The 18,170-nt window shown below is 30.3% G+C and carries 13 protein-coding genes; 11 read left to right on the forward strand and 2 right to left on the reverse strand.

All coding sequences use genetic code 4. The features are described 5' to 3' along the window. Positions 1–33: 33 nt before the first annotated feature. The gene (locus H3143_RS00385) at positions 34–1,149 is read left to right on the forward strand and encodes a DnaJ domain-containing protein (protein ID WP_182078875.1); all 1,116 of its coding nucleotides are present in this window, start codon (positions 34–36) and stop codon (positions 1,147–1,149) included. A 21-nt stretch (positions 1,150–1,170) separates the two neighbouring features. After that, positions 1,171–1,920, forward strand: a complete 750-nt coding sequence (locus H3143_RS00390; RefSeq protein ID WP_182078876.1) for a DUF2470 domain-containing protein — start codon at positions 1,171–1,173, stop codon at positions 1,918–1,920. A 133-nt stretch (positions 1,921–2,053) separates the two neighbouring features. On the opposite strand, the gene H3143_RS00395 is transcribed toward H3143_RS00390, so the two are convergent. Next, positions 2,054–3,148 (reverse strand): zinc-binding dehydrogenase, encoded by a 1,095-nt coding sequence (locus tag H3143_RS00395; RefSeq protein ID WP_182078877.1) that lies wholly within the window; start codon positions 3,146–3,148, stop codon positions 2,054–2,056. A gap of 316 nt (positions 3,149–3,464) precedes the next feature. Between H3143_RS00395 and H3143_RS00400 the strand changes: the two genes are divergently transcribed. Then, on the forward strand, positions 3,465–4,577 hold the full coding sequence (locus tag H3143_RS00400; protein WP_182078878.1) for a ZIP family transporter: 1,113 nt from the start codon (positions 3,465–3,467) through the stop codon (positions 4,575–4,577). Here H3143_RS00400 and H3143_RS00405 read toward each other — a convergent pair. After that, positions 4,554–5,369 carry a hypothetical protein gene (locus H3143_RS00405; protein WP_182078879.1) on the reverse strand — a complete coding sequence of 272 codons (816 nt, stop codon included), beginning with the start codon at positions 5,367–5,369 and terminating at the stop codon, positions 4,554–4,556. The two genes, H3143_RS00400 and H3143_RS00405, sit on opposite strands and share 24 nt — an antisense overlap. A gap of 86 nt (positions 5,370–5,455) precedes the next feature. Here H3143_RS00405 and ptsP point away from each other — a divergent pair, with 86 nt between their 5' ends. From ptsP to uvrA, 8 genes are all read left to right on the forward strand, one after another. Further along, entirely contained in the window at positions 5,456–7,192 is a 1,737-nt protein-coding gene (gene ptsP, locus H3143_RS00410; RefSeq protein ID WP_182078880.1) for a phosphoenolpyruvate--protein phosphotransferase, read from the forward strand. Between the two features lie 85 nt (positions 7,193–7,277). Then, positions 7,278–7,823 carry a sigma-70 family RNA polymerase sigma factor gene (locus H3143_RS00415; protein ID WP_182078881.1) on the forward strand — a complete coding sequence of 182 codons (546 nt, stop codon included), beginning with the start codon at positions 7,278–7,280 and terminating at the stop codon, positions 7,821–7,823. A gap of 431 nt (positions 7,824–8,254) precedes the next feature. Further along, entirely contained in the window at positions 8,255–8,527 is a 273-nt protein-coding gene (rpsO, locus tag H3143_RS00420) for a 30S ribosomal protein S15 (RefSeq protein ID WP_182078882.1), read from the forward strand. Between the two features lie 81 nt (positions 8,528–8,608). Further along, a complete protein-coding gene (locus H3143_RS00425) occupies positions 8,609–10,339 on the forward strand; it encodes a ribonuclease J (RefSeq protein WP_228444797.1) in 1,731 nt (576 codons plus the stop codon). 19 nt (positions 10,340–10,358) lie between these two features. Next, complete coding sequence (locus tag H3143_RS00430; RefSeq protein WP_182078884.1) at positions 10,359–12,314, forward strand: FtsK/SpoIIIE domain-containing protein; 1,956 nt, start codon at positions 10,359–10,361, stop codon at positions 12,312–12,314. 3 nt (positions 12,315–12,317) lie between these two features. Then, on the forward strand, positions 12,318–12,647 hold the full coding sequence (locus H3143_RS00435) for a thioredoxin family protein (protein ID WP_182078885.1): 330 nt from the start codon (positions 12,318–12,320) through the stop codon (positions 12,645–12,647). Positions 12,648–12,655: 8 nt separating this feature from the next. Then, positions 12,656–15,271 (forward strand): hypothetical protein, encoded by a 2,616-nt coding sequence (locus H3143_RS00440; protein ID WP_182078886.1) that lies wholly within the window; start codon positions 12,656–12,658, stop codon positions 15,269–15,271. Next, entirely contained in the window at positions 15,271–18,129 is a 2,859-nt protein-coding gene (gene uvrA, locus H3143_RS00445; RefSeq protein WP_182078887.1) for an excinuclease ABC subunit UvrA, read from the forward strand. Before H3143_RS00440 ends, uvrA begins: the two co-directional genes overlap by 1 nt. Positions 18,130–18,170: the final 41 nt, after the last annotated feature.

Genomic DNA, 18,170 nt, shown 5'->3' on the forward strand with positions numbered 1-18,170 from the left:
TATAATTAGTGTGTAATCCGCAGTCTGTTTGAGATGGATAGTGAAAATAAAAATTATTACGAAATATTAGGTGTTGACACTAAGGCATCTCAGAGCGATATTAAAAAAGCGTTTAGAAAACTCGCTAAAAAATACCACCCTGATGTCAGTGACGACCCCAAATCAGTCCAACTGTTTCAAAAGATCAATCAAGCTTATGAAGTCTTAAGTGATGAAAAATCACGTAGAGACTACGATGAGTTCGAACTAGATCTTTATGATAGTGAGGATGATGCAGAAGATTCAACCGAGTTTGTAGCTACTAAAGATGTCTTTAGTAAGATTTTTACAAACATCAGACCTGGTCAACAGGCAAATCAGAGTGCAAACAGACCATCTTCTGGTGCTCAAACTAGTAACGCTCAAACTGCTCAGACTGCTGCTAAAGCAGATCCAAATACACCTAAAAATCTGTATACAATCTTAGGTGCTAACAAAAAAACTTCTCTTGATGAATTAAAACGTTTGTATAGTATCTTGAAAATAAGATACTCAACTAGTCCAAAAACTGAAGCAAACGAATGAATCAAGAAAGAAATTAAATGTGCTTATACAGTTTTATCTAACCACGAAAGTAAGGTTAAATACGATAAAACTGGTATTTTCACGTTTGAAGGAGTAAGTCATCTAGGTGGAGTTTTTTCACGAATCCGACATCTAGAAGAATTACAAAAAATTCAGAAAAAAGCTAAAACAACTTCTGAATCTACAGGAACACGTAAGGTTAACAATAAAAAAAGCACCACTCCTAACGTGCCTTATAGTAACGTTAGAGATCGTGCTTATTCATATACAAAATTTAGTACCCCTCAAGCACAAAAACGATCGGCCTGACAAAATACCAACATTGACATCAATGTTGATGATTATATTACCGACATTAATGCAGCAGATGACGAACTAAACTCACTGCGTCAAGAAGTGTTTAGTCAAAAACAAAAAAACGAAGATAAAAACAAGCAAGATCCTAATGCTAAAAAACAAAATGCTTTAGCTAGATTTAAAGAAAATCATCCAGTTTTAAGTTCGGTGATCACTGGTCTGTCTATTTCAATTATTTTAACGATAATTATCGTTGTTATTATTGCTAAAATTGGTATAACTAATTAACGCAAAAAGATATAAAAAATAATGAATAAACAAGATATTATTGAACACGTAAATAACGATCATTTAGATACTTTAAATATCATCTATCGTCATTACGTAAAAAATGAAGAGATCAAATCAATTAAACTAATTGATTTGGATTTAGATAAATTAACTGTTTTAGTTAATGATCAAACAGTAGAAATTCCTTATGAAAGAAAGGTCAAGGAATTAAGCGAGATTAAGTACGTAATGATTGAGATGCACCAAAAAGCACAATACTTACTTAATCTTAATGATGTTCAAGAAGAATACAATGAGTTTTTTAAAAGCAACTTTAGAAGTATTCATTTAGCAACTAGAAACAAAGACAACGAACTAGCATGTAGTTCAACGGTGTTGTATCGTAAAGGTGACCGATTATATGTTTATTTAGCAAAGGTTGCTAAGCATTATGAAAACATTCGATTTAACAATCAAAATTTAGGGGTTTTATTGATTGAAAATAGTGCTGATGATAAATCTGAATATTTAAGAAAAACAGCGCAATATTTGGCAGATTTTGAACAAATTGATGATCAAAATTTAGTTAATGAATTACTAGATAATTTGGCACAAAATCCAGTGGAAGCTAGAACTGCTAATATGCTTAAAAAGTTTGTTGGATTTGTACTATTCGAAGTTAAACTAAAAAAAGGTCGTGTGAATCTTGGATTTGGTAAGGCATATGATGTTGTGGATCATAAGTTAGTACCAATTGAAATGAAAGAAGAACACAGAATGGTTGATTAACCATTTGGCAGATAATAAAAAAATATCCCTTATATTGGGATATTTTTTTATTTAAATTTTTGAAAGGATATGAAAAAGTAAGATAAAAACAAGGTAAAAACCTTGCTTTTGTTATCGTTTGTTGTTTTGGAAATTATTCCATCTTAACAGCGATCTTAAGAACGCCATCACCACGACTTTGGAATAAATCGTAAGCTTCTACGATTTGATCGAATTTGTATTCGTGAGTAACTAACTTAGATACGTCGATTCTCTTTTCTTCGATTAATTTAATTAAACGACGCATTCTTTCAGCACCACCAGGACATAGAGACGTTTTAATAGTGTGGTCACCTAAACCAGCCGCAAATGATTCTAATGGAATTACTAAGTCTTGAGAATAAACACCGATTGAAGATAATGTACCACCTGGTCTTAATGATTTAAGACAAGTTTGGAAAGTAGCATTAAGTCCTAAACATTCAACAGAAGCATCACACAGTCTTCCGTTAGTAATTCTCTTGATAGCTTCCATAACATCTTCTTTAGCAAAGTTAATTGTGTGAGTTGCACCTAATTCTTTAGCCATTCTTAATCTGTTTTCATCACCATCAACAGCAATAATAGTAGCAGCACCTAATAGTTTAGCACCGATTGTAGCACATAGACCAATTGGTCCTTGAGCAACTAATAAAACAGTATCACCTAATTTAATTTGAGCATTTTCTGAACCTTTAATACCAGTTGATAAGATATCAGGACATAAAATAACTTGGTTATCAGTTAGTGATTCAGGGATTTTAGCAACATTAGCCATTGCATTTTTAACTAATACGTATTCAGCTTGACAACCATCTTCGATGTTACCAAACTTTCATCCACCAGTGGCTTTATAACCATAAGTTTCATCCATACCGTCTTGACTTGATTGACCGTATTGACAAGCTGCTGAGTGTCCAGATGGAGTAATAGCACCAGCTAGTACTCTTTCACCAAGTTCAAAACCTTTAACATTAGCACCATAAGCTGCAACTGTACCAACAGCTTCGTGACCAATAGTTAAGTTTGGAGCAACTGGATATTCACCTTTACGAATGTGAATGTCAGTTCCACAGATTGTTGTAGTTGTAACCTTGATTAATAGATCGTTTGGTCCAACAACAGGAACAGGTTTTTTAACAATAGCAATTTTTTCTTTTTCAACAAAAACTAACGCCTTCATTTCTTTAGGTAAGTTAATTGATTTCATATTTTTTCTCCTTGAATAGCATTCAAGTTCAATAATGAACTAGCTATTTAAGAGTACTTTTAACTAATAATTTTTAACGAATTAAATTAATTAGAATAACACACTTTATTATTTTTATCTTAAAAATGCATTTTTTACAGCCATTTTATACGAATAACGTTTTAAGATCATGCTACGGTAATTTTTTGTGCCTTTTTCCTATAAAGGAAAAATTACCTAAAAAACAAAAGGGTCATTATGGTTCTTTATTTAAAATTTTTATAAATAAGACAAAAAACTGTGTATAATTATTTTCAATAGCATTCAAAAAAATTTAATGAACAATATCTTTATTACGCCCCAAGCAGTGGGCGACAATACAAATCTCGCGATATTTGTTAACTTATTAATTTATATTGCGTTTTTACTAACAGTTCCAACCCTGTTAATCTTTTGTTTAACTTTTATTAAACCTAAGTTAAAACAAAACCAAATGTTTAATCTTTATGCATTTTCATCTGCATTGTTATTAAGTATTGGTACCGTAGGTTTATTATTTGAAGCAACTGAAGGTGCAACTGGGTTTGTTAACAACACCTTAAGAAGTTATAGTGAAACAAATCAAACTCTAATTAAGATTGCCATCATTGTTGGAGGAGCAATCTTAGGATTAACTTTAGTTATCTCATTTAGATTCTTATACATTCACTTTACCAAACAAGATCACTGTAATCACACCCACGATCATTCATTACACATCATGAATGAGGGTGAAGATCTTCATCATAAGATGAAAGAACACAAACCTAATATTAAAGCTGCTTGGTTAGTGATCATCTTGTTATTATCTCACCGTGCAATTGATGGTTTTATTTTAGGGGGAACAGTTTCTTTATTAACACTAGATCCTACTCAAATCAATCTTGGTTTTATAATTACATTTAATCTTCACATTCTTGTTGAAGTTGTGATTATTCACTACCGTCAGATCCAATATGGTGAAAGAAGATTTAAAGCTGCGCTTCACAACTTCTACACAACATTACTAATTATCCCGATTATGATAATTGGGGCTTATTTAAACCGTTTCTTAAGAAACGTTGGTTGAATCATTCCATTAGTTAATGCAAGTGGTGGGGTGATTATCACGTTCTTAGCAGTAATTGAATTAGTGCCCGAATTTATTCATAACCGTTCAATGAAAACTTCAGATTGATACAAGATGTTAATTTCGTTTGCGTTTGGTTTAGTGTTTGCAATCTTAATCTTGTCTATACACAATGCTTCTCATGCTGAACACGATCACGGTGCCATGATGGGTCATGATCATGACCATGATCATGAACACGGAATGATGGGAATGATGGATCACGACCATGACCATGATCATGAACCAGTGATGCATCTAATTAGACAAGCAAAGAATTTATTGCTTTTCCAATTTAAATAGGTCTTTATATTTTTTATTTAGTTTGAAAAAAGTTAAAGGGTTTCAACCACTTCCTTTTAAATAAGACATCTTGCGATGGATAGAAAACTGGACATCTCTTTTAACAATTCGTTTAACGAATTCTAGGTTGTTTTCAAAATAATATCAAAGATATTCTTGATGATTCTTTTCAATCATCTTGTTTAAGAACTCAAGGTTTTGATCTTCAAGATCAACCTTGTATCTTCTTAATTTGGCATCAAACAATTCAGGTTCGCTAACTGAAGTTAACGACTTAATATATTGATAAGAACCATCTTGATCTAAGTGTTGAAACAAAAGATCAAAATAAGCTGATTCAGAATAAGGTGAAACACTTAAAGGATTTATATCCTTTTTATAAAAGACCGTATTAACAAAATCTAGGTTTTCACAAACCAGATTTTTTAATTTAACGGGTTTATAGACCTTTTGATAACGTTTTAGATTTCAAAAATATAATTTCTTCTCAACTAGATTTTGTTTTAAGACACTAACAAACGCTTCATCAAGTTCGTTTCTAACATCAAAAATATAATAAAAATCCGTGGTTATTAAATTCTCTTTAAAAAGATAATTTAATGCATTCGACAAATTCTCAAACTTTTGTTTGTGAACTATACTTGGATCTAAATTGTTTTTTTCAACAATATCGTTAGTTAGATCAACTGATTGATCTAATAAAACTATCAGTTTCTCATTTTTTAAATAATCTAATGTTCGTTGTAAATTGTTCCCACAATTTCTTAAATACAAAATTGTCGTTAGTGCCATTTATATTCGTTCATTTTCGATTATTTTAGCTTAAAATATAATAAAAATAATAACACTATCTATTAGTTTAAAAATACATTTTTAATATGAATAAATACGAAGGTATTGGTGCTTCAAACGGAGTAGCGATAGCTAAGGCTTACGTGCTTAAGGCTCCGATTTTTGATTTTGACAACAACAAGATTCAACCAACTGAAGTAGAAAATACAATTACAAAGATTAAGCAAGCTTTTGATAAAACATCAGAACAATTAAGAGAGTTAAAAACGATCGCATTAAAAAATTTAGGTGAAGAAATTGCGATCGTTTTTGATGGCCACATTAACATAGTTAATGACCCGATGCTGTTTGATCAGATTTCAAATGAAGTTAAAGAAAATTTGGCAAACGCACCAACTGCAGTTGCTAAAATCTATGATCAAACTAAAGCAATGTTTGAAGGAATTGATGATGCTTATCTAAAAGAAAGAGCTTCTGATATTGGTGATGTTAAAAAACGAATCTTATCTAACTTGTTAAATGTTGCTCTACCTGATCTATTAGCGATTAATGAAGAAGTAATCATTATTGCTGATGATTTAACACCATCTGAAACTTCGTTATTAAATAAAGAATACGTTAAGGGGTTTGCTACTAATATTGGGGGAAGAACCTCTCACTCTGCTATTATGGCAAGAACGTTGGAAATCCCAGCAGTATTAAGTTTAAAAAATATTACTGAAACACTTAAGCATGATCAATTGATCTGTATTGATGGAACTAAAGGTGTTGTTTATAGTGATTTAAGTGAAGCTGATATTAGCAATCTTAAACAAGAACAAGAAAAGTATAACGAAAGCCAAGCTAAGCTTAAGAAGTACTTAGCTCCAAAAGCAGTTACATTAGATGGTCATGAAGTAGTTGTGGCTGTTAATATTGGTAAACCAGCTGACCTATTAAAAGGTAATGAATATGGTGCTAAGGGTGTGGGATTATTTAGAACTGAGTTCTTATACATGGATTCAGCAAACTGACCAGATGAAGAAACCCAATTTAATGCTTACAAGCAAGCATTAGATTATGCTAATAATGAAACTGTTATTATTAGAACACTTGATATTGGTGGGGATAAGAAATTAAATTATTACACATTCCCAGAAGAAATGAACCCATTCTTAGGGTTTAGAGCGATTAGATTTACCAATCAAAACCCTGATATTTTTAAATCTCAATTAAGAGCATTATTACGTGCTTCTAAATTTGGAAGTTTAGGAATCATGTTCCCAATGATAGCTAATCTAGATGAGTTATTAAAAGCTAAAGAGATTCTAGAAGAAGCTAAAAAAGAATTAGATCAACGTAACGTTGAATATGGAAAGCCATTAGTGGGAATTATGATTGAAATCCCATCAGCTGCTGTGATGAGTGATGTGTTAGCTAAATACGTTGATTTCTTCTCGATCGGAACCAACGATATGATCCAATATTCATTTGCAGTGGATCGAATGTCTAAAGAAGTTAACTATTTATACCAACCACTAAACCCAGCTTTATTAAGAATTGTTAAGATGACAATTGATGGTGGATTAAAACACAAGGTGTGAACTGGGATGTGTGGTGAGATGGCAGGAGAACCACTAGCTATCCCAATTCTATTAGGAATGGGACTAAAAGAATTCTCAATGTCAGCATCATCAATGCTTAAGGCTAAAGAATTGATAAACAACCTGAAATATTCTGATTGTCAAGAATTAGTTAACCAAGTAATCGATCTTGAAAATCAAGAAGAAGTGACTACAAAAGTCAAGGAATTTTTAGCTAAAAACAACCTTAGTGTTGCCTAGTAAAATAAGCTAAAAACTAGATAACAATAATCTTTGGTATTAATCATAATTATCTTGTTGAATTTAAAGTTAGCAACAAGAAATTATGATTAATTTATTAGACTTAAACAAAGTTATCGACAAATACTATTGATACGCATTCAAAGTAGCTAGTAAAGTATTTTATAACTACTACTCTTCTTTACCTTTTGAATCATCTGATTTGCATCAGATCTCAGCGCTTGCCATCATGGATGGCTATAATCGTTTTGATTCTAAAAAAAATGACAATTTTGATGGATACATCAAAAAGTATGTTTCTTTATATATTATTAGTACTTTCAAAAAAGAAACAACCAATAAAAGAAAGTTACTTAATAACAGTTCAGAAAAAGATAATACCGCACCAATCTGTCACAAGACTCCTGAGTATTATCTAAAGTTAGATGAACTAAGGAGTGAAATCAAAAAAGTCCTAAACAAGTTTAGGCCTAATCAACGCAAAATGATTATTGAGTTTTTACAAGGTAGTCGGATCTGTGATATCGTTAAAGAATTTAAAACCAACAAGCACAAAGTAAGTTATGTGATCAGTAAATTTAAAAATGAAATCATTAAAAATGATTTAATAAGTAGCAGTATAAATTATTAATAAACTCGATTACAATAAAAAGTGATCTATGAAAAGCTAGCGATGATTAGTTTGATTGGCTAATTGGTAATAAAATTACTAATGATCAGTAGTTATTATCTAGTTTTTAGCAAGTAACAAATTTACTAAAAACGGTTTTTGTGTAATTGTTAAGTAATTATGTAGCAATTATTGAACCCATTAGTAAATAATAAAAGCTACTTAGTACGGTTTAATTAATTATTTAAGGTCAATAGTAGATTATCTTGATTGGTCACAGAATCCGGGGTCTTTGATCAGCTAGGATCGTTAAATACATATTAAAAATAGGGAACGCGTCCCTATTTTTTCTTTTTTGTAGATTTTTAGCTATTTTGGTTAGTTGTCAAATCTAAATGTGTGATATAATTTTAATGATGTTCTCAATATCAACAATTTTTTCGGAGTAATAAATGGCATTATCAAAAGATAAAAAGACTGAAATCATCAAGAAGTTCCAAAAAAATGACGCAGATGTTGGCAGTGTTTTTGTTCAAGTAGCTGTTTTAACAGAAGAAATTAAGTCATTAACAGAACACCTACTTAAGAACAAAAAAGACTTCATTTCAAAGCGTGGTCTTTATACAAAAGTTTCAAAACGTAAGAACTTATTAAATTACTTAAAACGAAACGATTTGAACGCTTATAGAAACTTGATTTCAGAACTAGAATTAAGACATTCTTAATTTACTGATAAAGAGAAAAAGCACACAAATTTGTGTGCCTTTTTTGTTTTTATTGATATATTCATATTAATTATTAACAATATGGCTAAAATTAATTTTTTCACCCTAGGCGGACAGGACGAACAGGGCAAGAACTGTTCAGTTCTAGAAGTCAATGATGATATCTATTTATTTAATGCAGGGAGTTTAGTACCAATCAACAGCCTATTAGGTGTTGAACAACTGATCCCTGATTATTCTTATATCATTAATCATAAAAAGAAGGTTAAAGGTTTATTTATTGGTTATCCTTCCCAATCTAATTTAGGTTCATTACTTTATTTATTAAAGTCATTAAAACCTCATACTTTAACGATCTATACTTCATTAATTGGTAAAACGATTATTGAAAGTATTATGGACAAACAACACGATTATGAGCCATATAAGAAATATGTTAATATCGTTGTTTTAAACCCATTAAAAGAGTTTAAGATCAATGATAATGTCAGTGTTACTCCATTTAGAGTATTTTCATCAATCCCTTATAGTTATGGGTTTAGCTTATCAACTCAAGATGGAAATATCGTTTATATCGACGATTTCATCTTGGTTAATGATAAGAACAAAACATTTAGTTCGGATCTAATGGATCCTAAAATGTTAGTTAATAATAAGAAGGTTTTATTATTAATTGTTGGTGCTGGACAAGTTGGTAAAAATGTTAGTAATACCAGTCCTAATCATCGTTCTAAACAAGCAATTGAAAAGTTCATGAACGATTGTAAAGGTCGAAGCATTATTGCTTGTTATGATGATAATGTTTATGCGATCTTTACAGCAGCTACGATTGCCAGAAAACACCAAAAACCATTCATTGTTTATAGTCAATCATCAATAAACTTATTCCATACAATCATTAAGAAGAATATGTTTAATTCACGTGATTTGCAAACGATGCCAATCAGTGAGATGAACAACACTAAAGATGCCATTATTGTTGTTGCAAACACTCCACATAATCTATATAACCAGTTAGCTAAAATAGCTACTGGTGAAGATAAACGATTAAAACTAGATGAGCAAGATCGCTTTATCTTATTAACACCTAAGATTGCTGGGTTTGAAAGTTATGAAGCTAAGATCTTAGATGAGATTGCACGTTGTGATGTGATCTATAAACGTCTAAGTTCTGAGGTGTTACCAATTAAAGCTTCAAACGAGGACCATAAGTTTTTAGTTAACTTATTTAGACCTCAATATGCTGTGCCAATTCAAGGTTTATACAAAGAATTTGTTAAATACCTTGAAGTGGTTAACCAAACTGGAAATTTCAAAGAGCACCACAAACCCATCTTACTTTACAATGGTGAGATCTTAAGTTTTGTTAATGGTAAATTAACAAACAAACACGAAGAATTACATTTAAATTCTAAGTGTATTGATTCAGCTGGTGTTCAAGATGTTAAATCAATGATCTTATCTGAACGATTCCAAATGGGTACTAATGGTGTGGTTGTATTAGCAATGTACTTCTCAAGTAAAAGGATGGAATTCTTAGATGCAATTGATATCCAAACCTATGGGGTTAGTGATGAAACAGCTAAATTAAATGATGCAATCGCTAAGTGTAAAACCCAAGTTAAAACGATGCAAGTTACATTCATCTCAGATATCAAAGATCGTATTGAAAAGAATATGAAAAAACGCATCACGATGAATGATTACACGCAATTCAAAAAAACTATCCGTAAATTGGTAGGTAAGATCTTTGAAAAGAGCTTATTTAAGAATGCAGCGGTAATAACCAGTGTTGTTGAATTAGAAAACTAGGGATAAAATATTTAACAATATGAATCGTGAATTAAGAGATAAAAAAATTAATCTAAGAGGGGTTGTATCTGATAAAAACTACATCGTTAGATTAACGATTGTTATTTTTATTGGCATTACCTTATTCTTAAGCTTTCTAAGAGCACCTTATTTTGGTGAGTTTTTAGATGGTTTAGTATTTGATTTAATGTTCTTTGGAACAGCTAAGTACATCTTTTATCTTGCGAGTTTTATTGTTTTAATTATCTTAGCGTTTCGCCAACCAATCATCTATAAGATTCACAAATCCAAGATGTTTTGGTTGTTTATCTTATTAGTAGATTTATTCATCTTATTAATTTTTGGAATAGTTCACTATTCACTTTATTTAACAAATATTAGTCAGATCACTTTATCAACTTATGTGAATGAGTTCTTCATGAAATGAACTAACTCATTATGAATACATGGTAAGTGGTTGTGACAAAATGATGCACCGTTATTAATCTCTGGTGGATTAATTAACAGTTTGTTTATTGCAGTTAATGCATTCTTCCCTGCATTAATTGCAGTTGAATTAGCATTAATCGTTTTAACGATCATCATCTTATTTATCGGGATCTATTACAACGTTAAAGGGTTTGTTAAATTAAAGAATAAATTTATCAAAGTTCTTGGTGGGGTAATTAATAAAAACTTCACTCCGTTTTATGAACGTTGAAGAACTAATAATGATAAAGCGTTAGTAGTTCCAAATAATTCTGAAGAAGACAAAGAAAGTTTTGTTAAAGAAAAACAGATCGATGATCTGTATTATGGTAATCAAAACTTAGATACTCACCAATCGGGTTTTTCAAATCCAGTTCATCAATCTCAAGTAAAAGAAGAGTTACCTGAGATCAGACAAAAATCAGTTAATGAACGTGAATTAAATCAATCACTACTAGAAGTGATTGTTGAAAAACTTGAACAGTTGTTTAAGAAAGAAAACTTAGATGTTGAACTAATTGATAAAAAATGTGGACCAACTGAAGTTAGTCTTGCTTATGAATTCAGTGATCGTAAACAGATCAAAAGAATTAAAAATTTGGATAAACAGTTTGTTGATATCTTTGAAAGTAATGTTGTCAGCATTAACCAAAAAGGTAATATCGTTTATTTCTACACCAAAGCATTTAATGAAAGTAAGATTTCATTAGTTGATGTGATGATCAAACCCGATGAAACAACAAAAAACCAATTGAATTGTGCAATCGGAATTGATCAAGATTTTAATCCAATCAATTTTGATCTAAAAAAAGAGAAAAGTCTTTTATTTATTGGTGGGTTGGGTTCAGGTAAACTTGCTTGTACGATTTCATCTTTAATTTCATTAGCGATCAGTAAACCTACAACCGATTTACAATTAGCGATCATCGATCTGCCCGATTCAAAACTATCTAAGTTAGATGTTTTAGGTCATTTGGTTTATCCACCAATTAACTCAATCGAAGAAACAAACCAATTCTTTGAAAAAATCATGAACGAGATGAAATATCGTAACAAGATTTTAGAAGAAAATAATCTTGAAACAATCGATGAATATAATGATAAAAATCCTAATCAAAAGATTAAGGATTTTGTCATCTGTATCAACGATATCAACGATCTATTAGACTATGATTTTTCAAATATATTTAAAATTATTTCGTATATTTATAAGGTAGCTAATAAGATCAATGTTTATCTAGTTTTAGTAGCTAACCAAATTACTAAAGCTTTAGTAGATGATGATCTAATCACTTATTATGGTAAGATAATCAATCTTAGGGTTGATACACCTGAAGAATCTGATCTATTAGTTAATAATAAAGATCTATACAAACTTCATAAGAATGGTGATTTTTATGTCGTTGATCCAAAATCAAGATCTACCTTAACTAGAGGTCTATCTTGTTTTGTTGAAGATTATGTATTAGAAGATCTAAGAAGACATTACAGTATTAAAGAGTATTAGATTATGAAAACTATTAGTTTAAAAGAATTAGAACAATTAATTCAAACAAATACCAAACCAATTTTTGTTAAGTTTGCTTGAGCAGATTGTGGTGTGTGCAAGATGAATGCACCGATTATTGAAAAGGTGGCAAACCAAAGACAAGACCAATACGATTGGTATGAAATTGATGTTGATAAAGAACAGATCTGAGCAGAAGATCAACCTAATCATCAATGAGCTATTAAGATCGTACCAGTATATATGATCTTTAAGAATAAACAAAAAGTTTTCGAACACGTTAATTTCTTAGCTGAAGATAAATTAAACACTGAACTAGATAAGCACATATAGGTAACTAGATGGACTTAATGAATGGATTTTTTAGTTTTGAACACGAACCGGTTTTTTTTGAAATCCATTACCTTTTTTATTACACTTGAGCAAAGAATGGCTTAAAAAAGCTAGAAGAAATTAGTCAAATTAGCTTTCATCAATATGACAAGATTCAGATCGAAAAAGATAAAGCTAATTCTTGATATCAGTTATATTTAATCCTTAATAAAACTAATAAACCAATTGCGGGACAAGTATATTTAGATAACCTAAAATACTTGTCTAATACGAGTGCTTTTTCTAAGAAAAAAGCTAAGCTTTTAGTTGTTAATGTTAAGCAAGATGATTATGATAAGTTTTTAGGTAGTAACAAAAATGTTATTACGACCTTGTTTAACAATTTTTACAACGGGTTGTTAATTAAAGACGTTAAGGATCAGTTTGTTAATAAATGAAAATCGAAATTTAGTTTTCATAAGAAGATCTTAGCAGCTAAATTATTTGATGCTTTTGCTGAAAATAATAACAAGTTTGTTGAACTACAAAAAAGCATCAAACTTTACAACGATCAGTTTTATAATGCTAAAGATATCAACTTAAGTCACTTTAATTTATTAAAACGTAATTATGATGAATTAGTAGATTCATTAACTAATTATGATGAAGATTTTAAGCTGATTAATGAAAAAAACGTTGGCTTAATCAACGCACAAAAAACATCTGAAAAGATCTCACATATTTATTTCTTACAAGATCAGATTAAGAATCTAAAACAAAGAATTGTTAATTTAAAAATTAACAAGAAATATGGACCTTATTCTGTAGAACAGTTAGCTGAAATCAAAAGAACAACTAATGAGATTAAGCAATTAGTTGTTCAAAATAAAAAACAAAAACGAGATCTAAAAATGATCTTGAATAGTTACATCAAAGGTCTAAATAAACAATCTACGTTTAACCAATCAAGAGCATTTATCGAATTTAATTATGCTGATAAGATCTATTATTTATCAGAGTGATTCAAAGCAAATGAGCTTACTAAAGTAATTAAAAAGATTCGTTGAATCACACACCTTGATATGGACGATATCAATAAGTTTATTAATCAAGTTAAAAAACTTATTGATAAAAGAACCGAACATATTCATGATTTTGAAAAAACAATTAATCTAAAAGAAAAACGTCAATTAGGTTTTTTATATTCAGATCTAAGATACAAATTTAGAAAGATTGCTAAGATCTCTTTACATAAAAGTGATCAAGAGATCAACAGTTTAATTGTTGATCTAGTTGAAAAAAACAAACTAAATTATGGAAGATATCTTAACGAGTTGTTCCAAAAACGGTTGTATCTATCTAGACTAAAACTTAACTTTAAAGAATCAATTAAGTTATACCGTTTACACCTAAACGGTTATGACTTTTATAAGTTGTTTAATAACAAGTATCAAACTAGAGTTTATCGAGATGATACGAAAAAGTTGTTTAATAAAAACGTTTTAGAAAAAATCTATCAACTATCAATTAATAGTTATCAACGACTATATCATTATTATTTAAATTTATCTAAAACTTCGCGTAACGAGATTCAAGCAATCATCTTTTATATTAATGCGTTTAGTTTCAAATTAACTTTAGCATTCATGGATTCATATAAAATGAATCCATTGGTTAGCTTTTATAGCAACTTAATGAACATTCATTGAGCAACAAGATTAATTTGAAACCAAACTAAAGGGTTTATTGACGAGATTGAAATTGAAACTGATAGTTTAACCAATTTCCCAAAAATTAACTTTGATGTTAAGAATTACAGTAAAACTCTGAAAGAAAAGTTTGAACTGCAATATAAGAAATATCTAGATAATAACAGCAAGATTAATGCCAAGATTAATGCCAGGTATGATGAATATGTTGTTCAACACTCAACAGATGTTAAACAAAAATTAAATACTGATGCTTATATAAAATTTAATTCAGAGTCTTATAAAAAAGAAGTAGAAGCTAAGATTCTTGATATTAAAGAATTAATTAAACAAAACAAAGCTAGACAAGAACAATATAAACTTGATTACTTATCTAAAAATACAATGAACGATCAACGTTTGCATTTTGAATCGTTTAATAAATTAAAAACCACGATCAAAACGTTGTATCGTAACATTAAACTAGTTAATAAGATCTTGTATAAAAAGAAGTTATTAAAAACTAAGGACGCGATTGATATTAGAACGATTAGTTCTAAATTAAATTACTATTTAGCAATTATCAATCGCTGGGAATATTTATATGATCTATTTATAGATTGAAAACCAATCAAATATCGTTCTAAAAAATTAAGAAAAATTTTAACTGAACTATATTTATATCGTTCATATAAAGATGTTGGTATTAGTGAAGAGATCAATTATGGTTATCTATCATTCTTATCAAATTCAGATGCAATCACAGTTTATTTACTATCTAAGTTTGCTAAAGCTCCCAAACTGTTATTTGTTGAGAACTTTAATCTAAAGAATAAACATGAATACAATGTCTTTAAAGGATTGTTATTAAAATATCAAAACCAATCACAAACAGCGATCATTCTTAATGATTCTGATTCAAAACTAATGAACGATTTAGGGATTAGAAAATTCTAATGAAAAAGAATAAAAAAGATTCAGCCAATTATATCAGCATCGTTGGTGCTAGACAAAACAACCTGAAAAATATTAGTTTAGATATTCCCAAAAACCAGTTGGTGGTAATCACTGGTCTATCAGGTAGTGGGAAATCTTCTTTGGCATTTAAAACAATTTATGCCGAAGGTCAAAGAAGATATCTAGAATCATTATCACCTTATGCACGTCAGTTCTTGGGAAATAATGATAAACCTGATGTTGATTCAATTGAAGGGTTATCACCTTCAATTTCGATCGATCAAAAATCAACATCGCACAACCCTAGATCAACTGTGGGAACAGTAACTGAAGTGTATGACTTCTTAAGATTATTATGATCTAGGGTTGGGGATGCTTATTGTATTAATGGGCATGGCAAGATTAAAACAACAACAATCAAACAAATCATTGATCAGGTTTTAGAATTAAAAGACGAAAGTAAGTTGCAAATTCTAGCACCCGTTATTAAGTTACAAAAAGGAACGTTTAAAAACGAGTTTGAGAAATTCTACAAACAAGGTTTTATGCGGGTGTTAGTTGATGGTGTTGTTTATAGTTTGGATGATAAGATCGAATTAGATAAAAATCAAAAACACGATATTAGTATCGTGATTGATCGATTAATCCTTAATAAAGATAATCAAACTAAGCTAAGAATAACTGATGCGATTGAAACCGCATTAACTGTAAGTAATGGGTTAATTCAGATTATTGCTAATGACGGTGATAAATATGAGTTTTCATTAAATCACTCATGTGATCAATGTGGGTTCTTTATCCCTGAATTAGAACCTAGATTGTTTTCATTTAATAGCCCTATTGGAGCATGTGATTATTGTAAGGGTTTAGGTTTTACCTATGAACCTGATGTTGATAAGATTATTCCTAATAAGGAATTATCGATCAATGAAGGTGGGATAGATTATTTCAAGAATCGAATTAATACGTCGTCTCAGGACTGACAACGTTTTTATTCGATTATTCGCCATTATGGGATTGATCTAAATACTCCAATTAAGGATTTATCTAAAAAAGAGATTAATTATTTATTAGAAGGTTCAGATGAACCGATTGAGATCGTGATTGAATCTGCTAATCGTAACGGAATTAGTTCACGTCTAGATTATGTTGAAGGGATTGCGAAATTAATTCAAAGACGTCATTTAGAAACTAAGAGTTCTATGGCTAGAGATAACTATTCTAAATACACTTCTGAACAGAAGTGTAAAACTTGCGATGGCAAGAAGTTATCTCCAGCTGCACTAAGTGTTAAGATCAATAATCTTGATATTATCGAATTTACCAATCTTAATGTTAATAAAGCGTTAGACTTTATTCTAGGTTTAGAGTTCAATGAAGAAAAAACTAAGATTGCTAAATTCGTTTTAAAAGAGATCTTAGATCGTTTGCATTTCTTAGTTAATGTAGGGTTAGAATACTTAACCTTATCAAGAAATGCTTCGACTCTTTCAGGTGGGGAGTCGCAACGAATTAGGTTAGCAACCCAAATTGGTTCTAGATTATCTGGGGTGTTATATGTTTTAGATGAACCTTCAATTGGGTTGCACCAAAAAGATAATGATAAGTTAATAAAGACATTATTATCAATGCGTGATCTTGGTAATAGTTTAATTGTTGTTGAACACGATGAAGAAACAATGATGTCAGCTGATTATCTAATTGATATTGGTCCTGGCGCTGGGACTTATGGTGGTAAAGTTGTAGCAGCTGGAACTGTTGAAGAAGTGATGAAAAATAAAGATTCACTTACAGGTCAGTACTTATCTAAAAAATTAGAGATCGAATTACCTAAAAAACTTCATCCAGGTAATGGTCAAAAGATCATTCTTAAAGGTGCAAGTGCAAATAACTTAAAGAATATTAATGTTGAGTTTCCACTTAACAAGTTGGTGGTTGTTACTGGAGTTTCAGGTAGTGGTAAATCAACTTTAATTAACCAAACATTGGTTAATGGAATTGAAAAAGCTTTATTTAATAAACATGTTGAAGAAGGGAAATATAAATCATTAATTGGGATTAACAACATCGATAAAATAATTAAAGTTTCCCAAGATCCGATTGGTCGAACACCAAGATCAAATCCCGCTACTTATGTAAGTGTATTTGATGATATCCGAGAAGTGTTCGCTAATGTTTTTGAAGCAAAAGCAAGAGGATACACCAAATCTCGATTTTCATTTAACGTTTCAGGTGGACGATGTGATGATTGTCAAGGTGATGGGGTTAAATGTATTGAAATGCACTTCTTACCAGATGTTTATGTTAAATGTTCTAGTTGTAACGGTAAGAAGTACAATGAAGCCACTCTTGAAATCAAATATAAAAACAAATCAATCTATGATGTTCTAGAAATGTCGTGTCAAGAAGCACTTGAATTCTTTAAAACGATTCCAGCAATTAATCGCAAACTTCAGTTAATGTGTGATGTTGGTTTAGGCTATATGAAATTATCAACTAATGCCACTGAACTTTCAGGTGGAGAAGCTCAAAGAATAAAGTTAGCCAAATACTTACAAAGAAAAGCGACTGGTAATACGATCTATGTTTTAGATGAACCAACAACTGGACTTCATGCTCACGATATTAAGAAATTATTATCTGTATTAAACAGATTAGTTGATAACGGTGATTCAGTAATCGTGATTGAACACAACCTTGAATTAATCAAGGTTGCTGATCACATTATCGATCTTGGTCCAAATGGTGGAGATGATGGTGGTTATTTAATCTGTGCTGGTACACCACAAGAATTGGTGGATAATTACACAAATAGTTCTTACACAGCACGGTATTTAGCTAAAATTATGAAAAGTTAACCCAATTAAAATGTTAATAAAAATGGTATAATATATTATTG

Source organism: Mycoplasma tullyi (assembly GCF_014068355.1).
Classification (GTDB): Bacteria; Bacillota_I; Bacilli_A; order Mycoplasmatales; family Mycoplasmoidaceae; genus Mycoplasmoides; species Mycoplasmoides tullyi.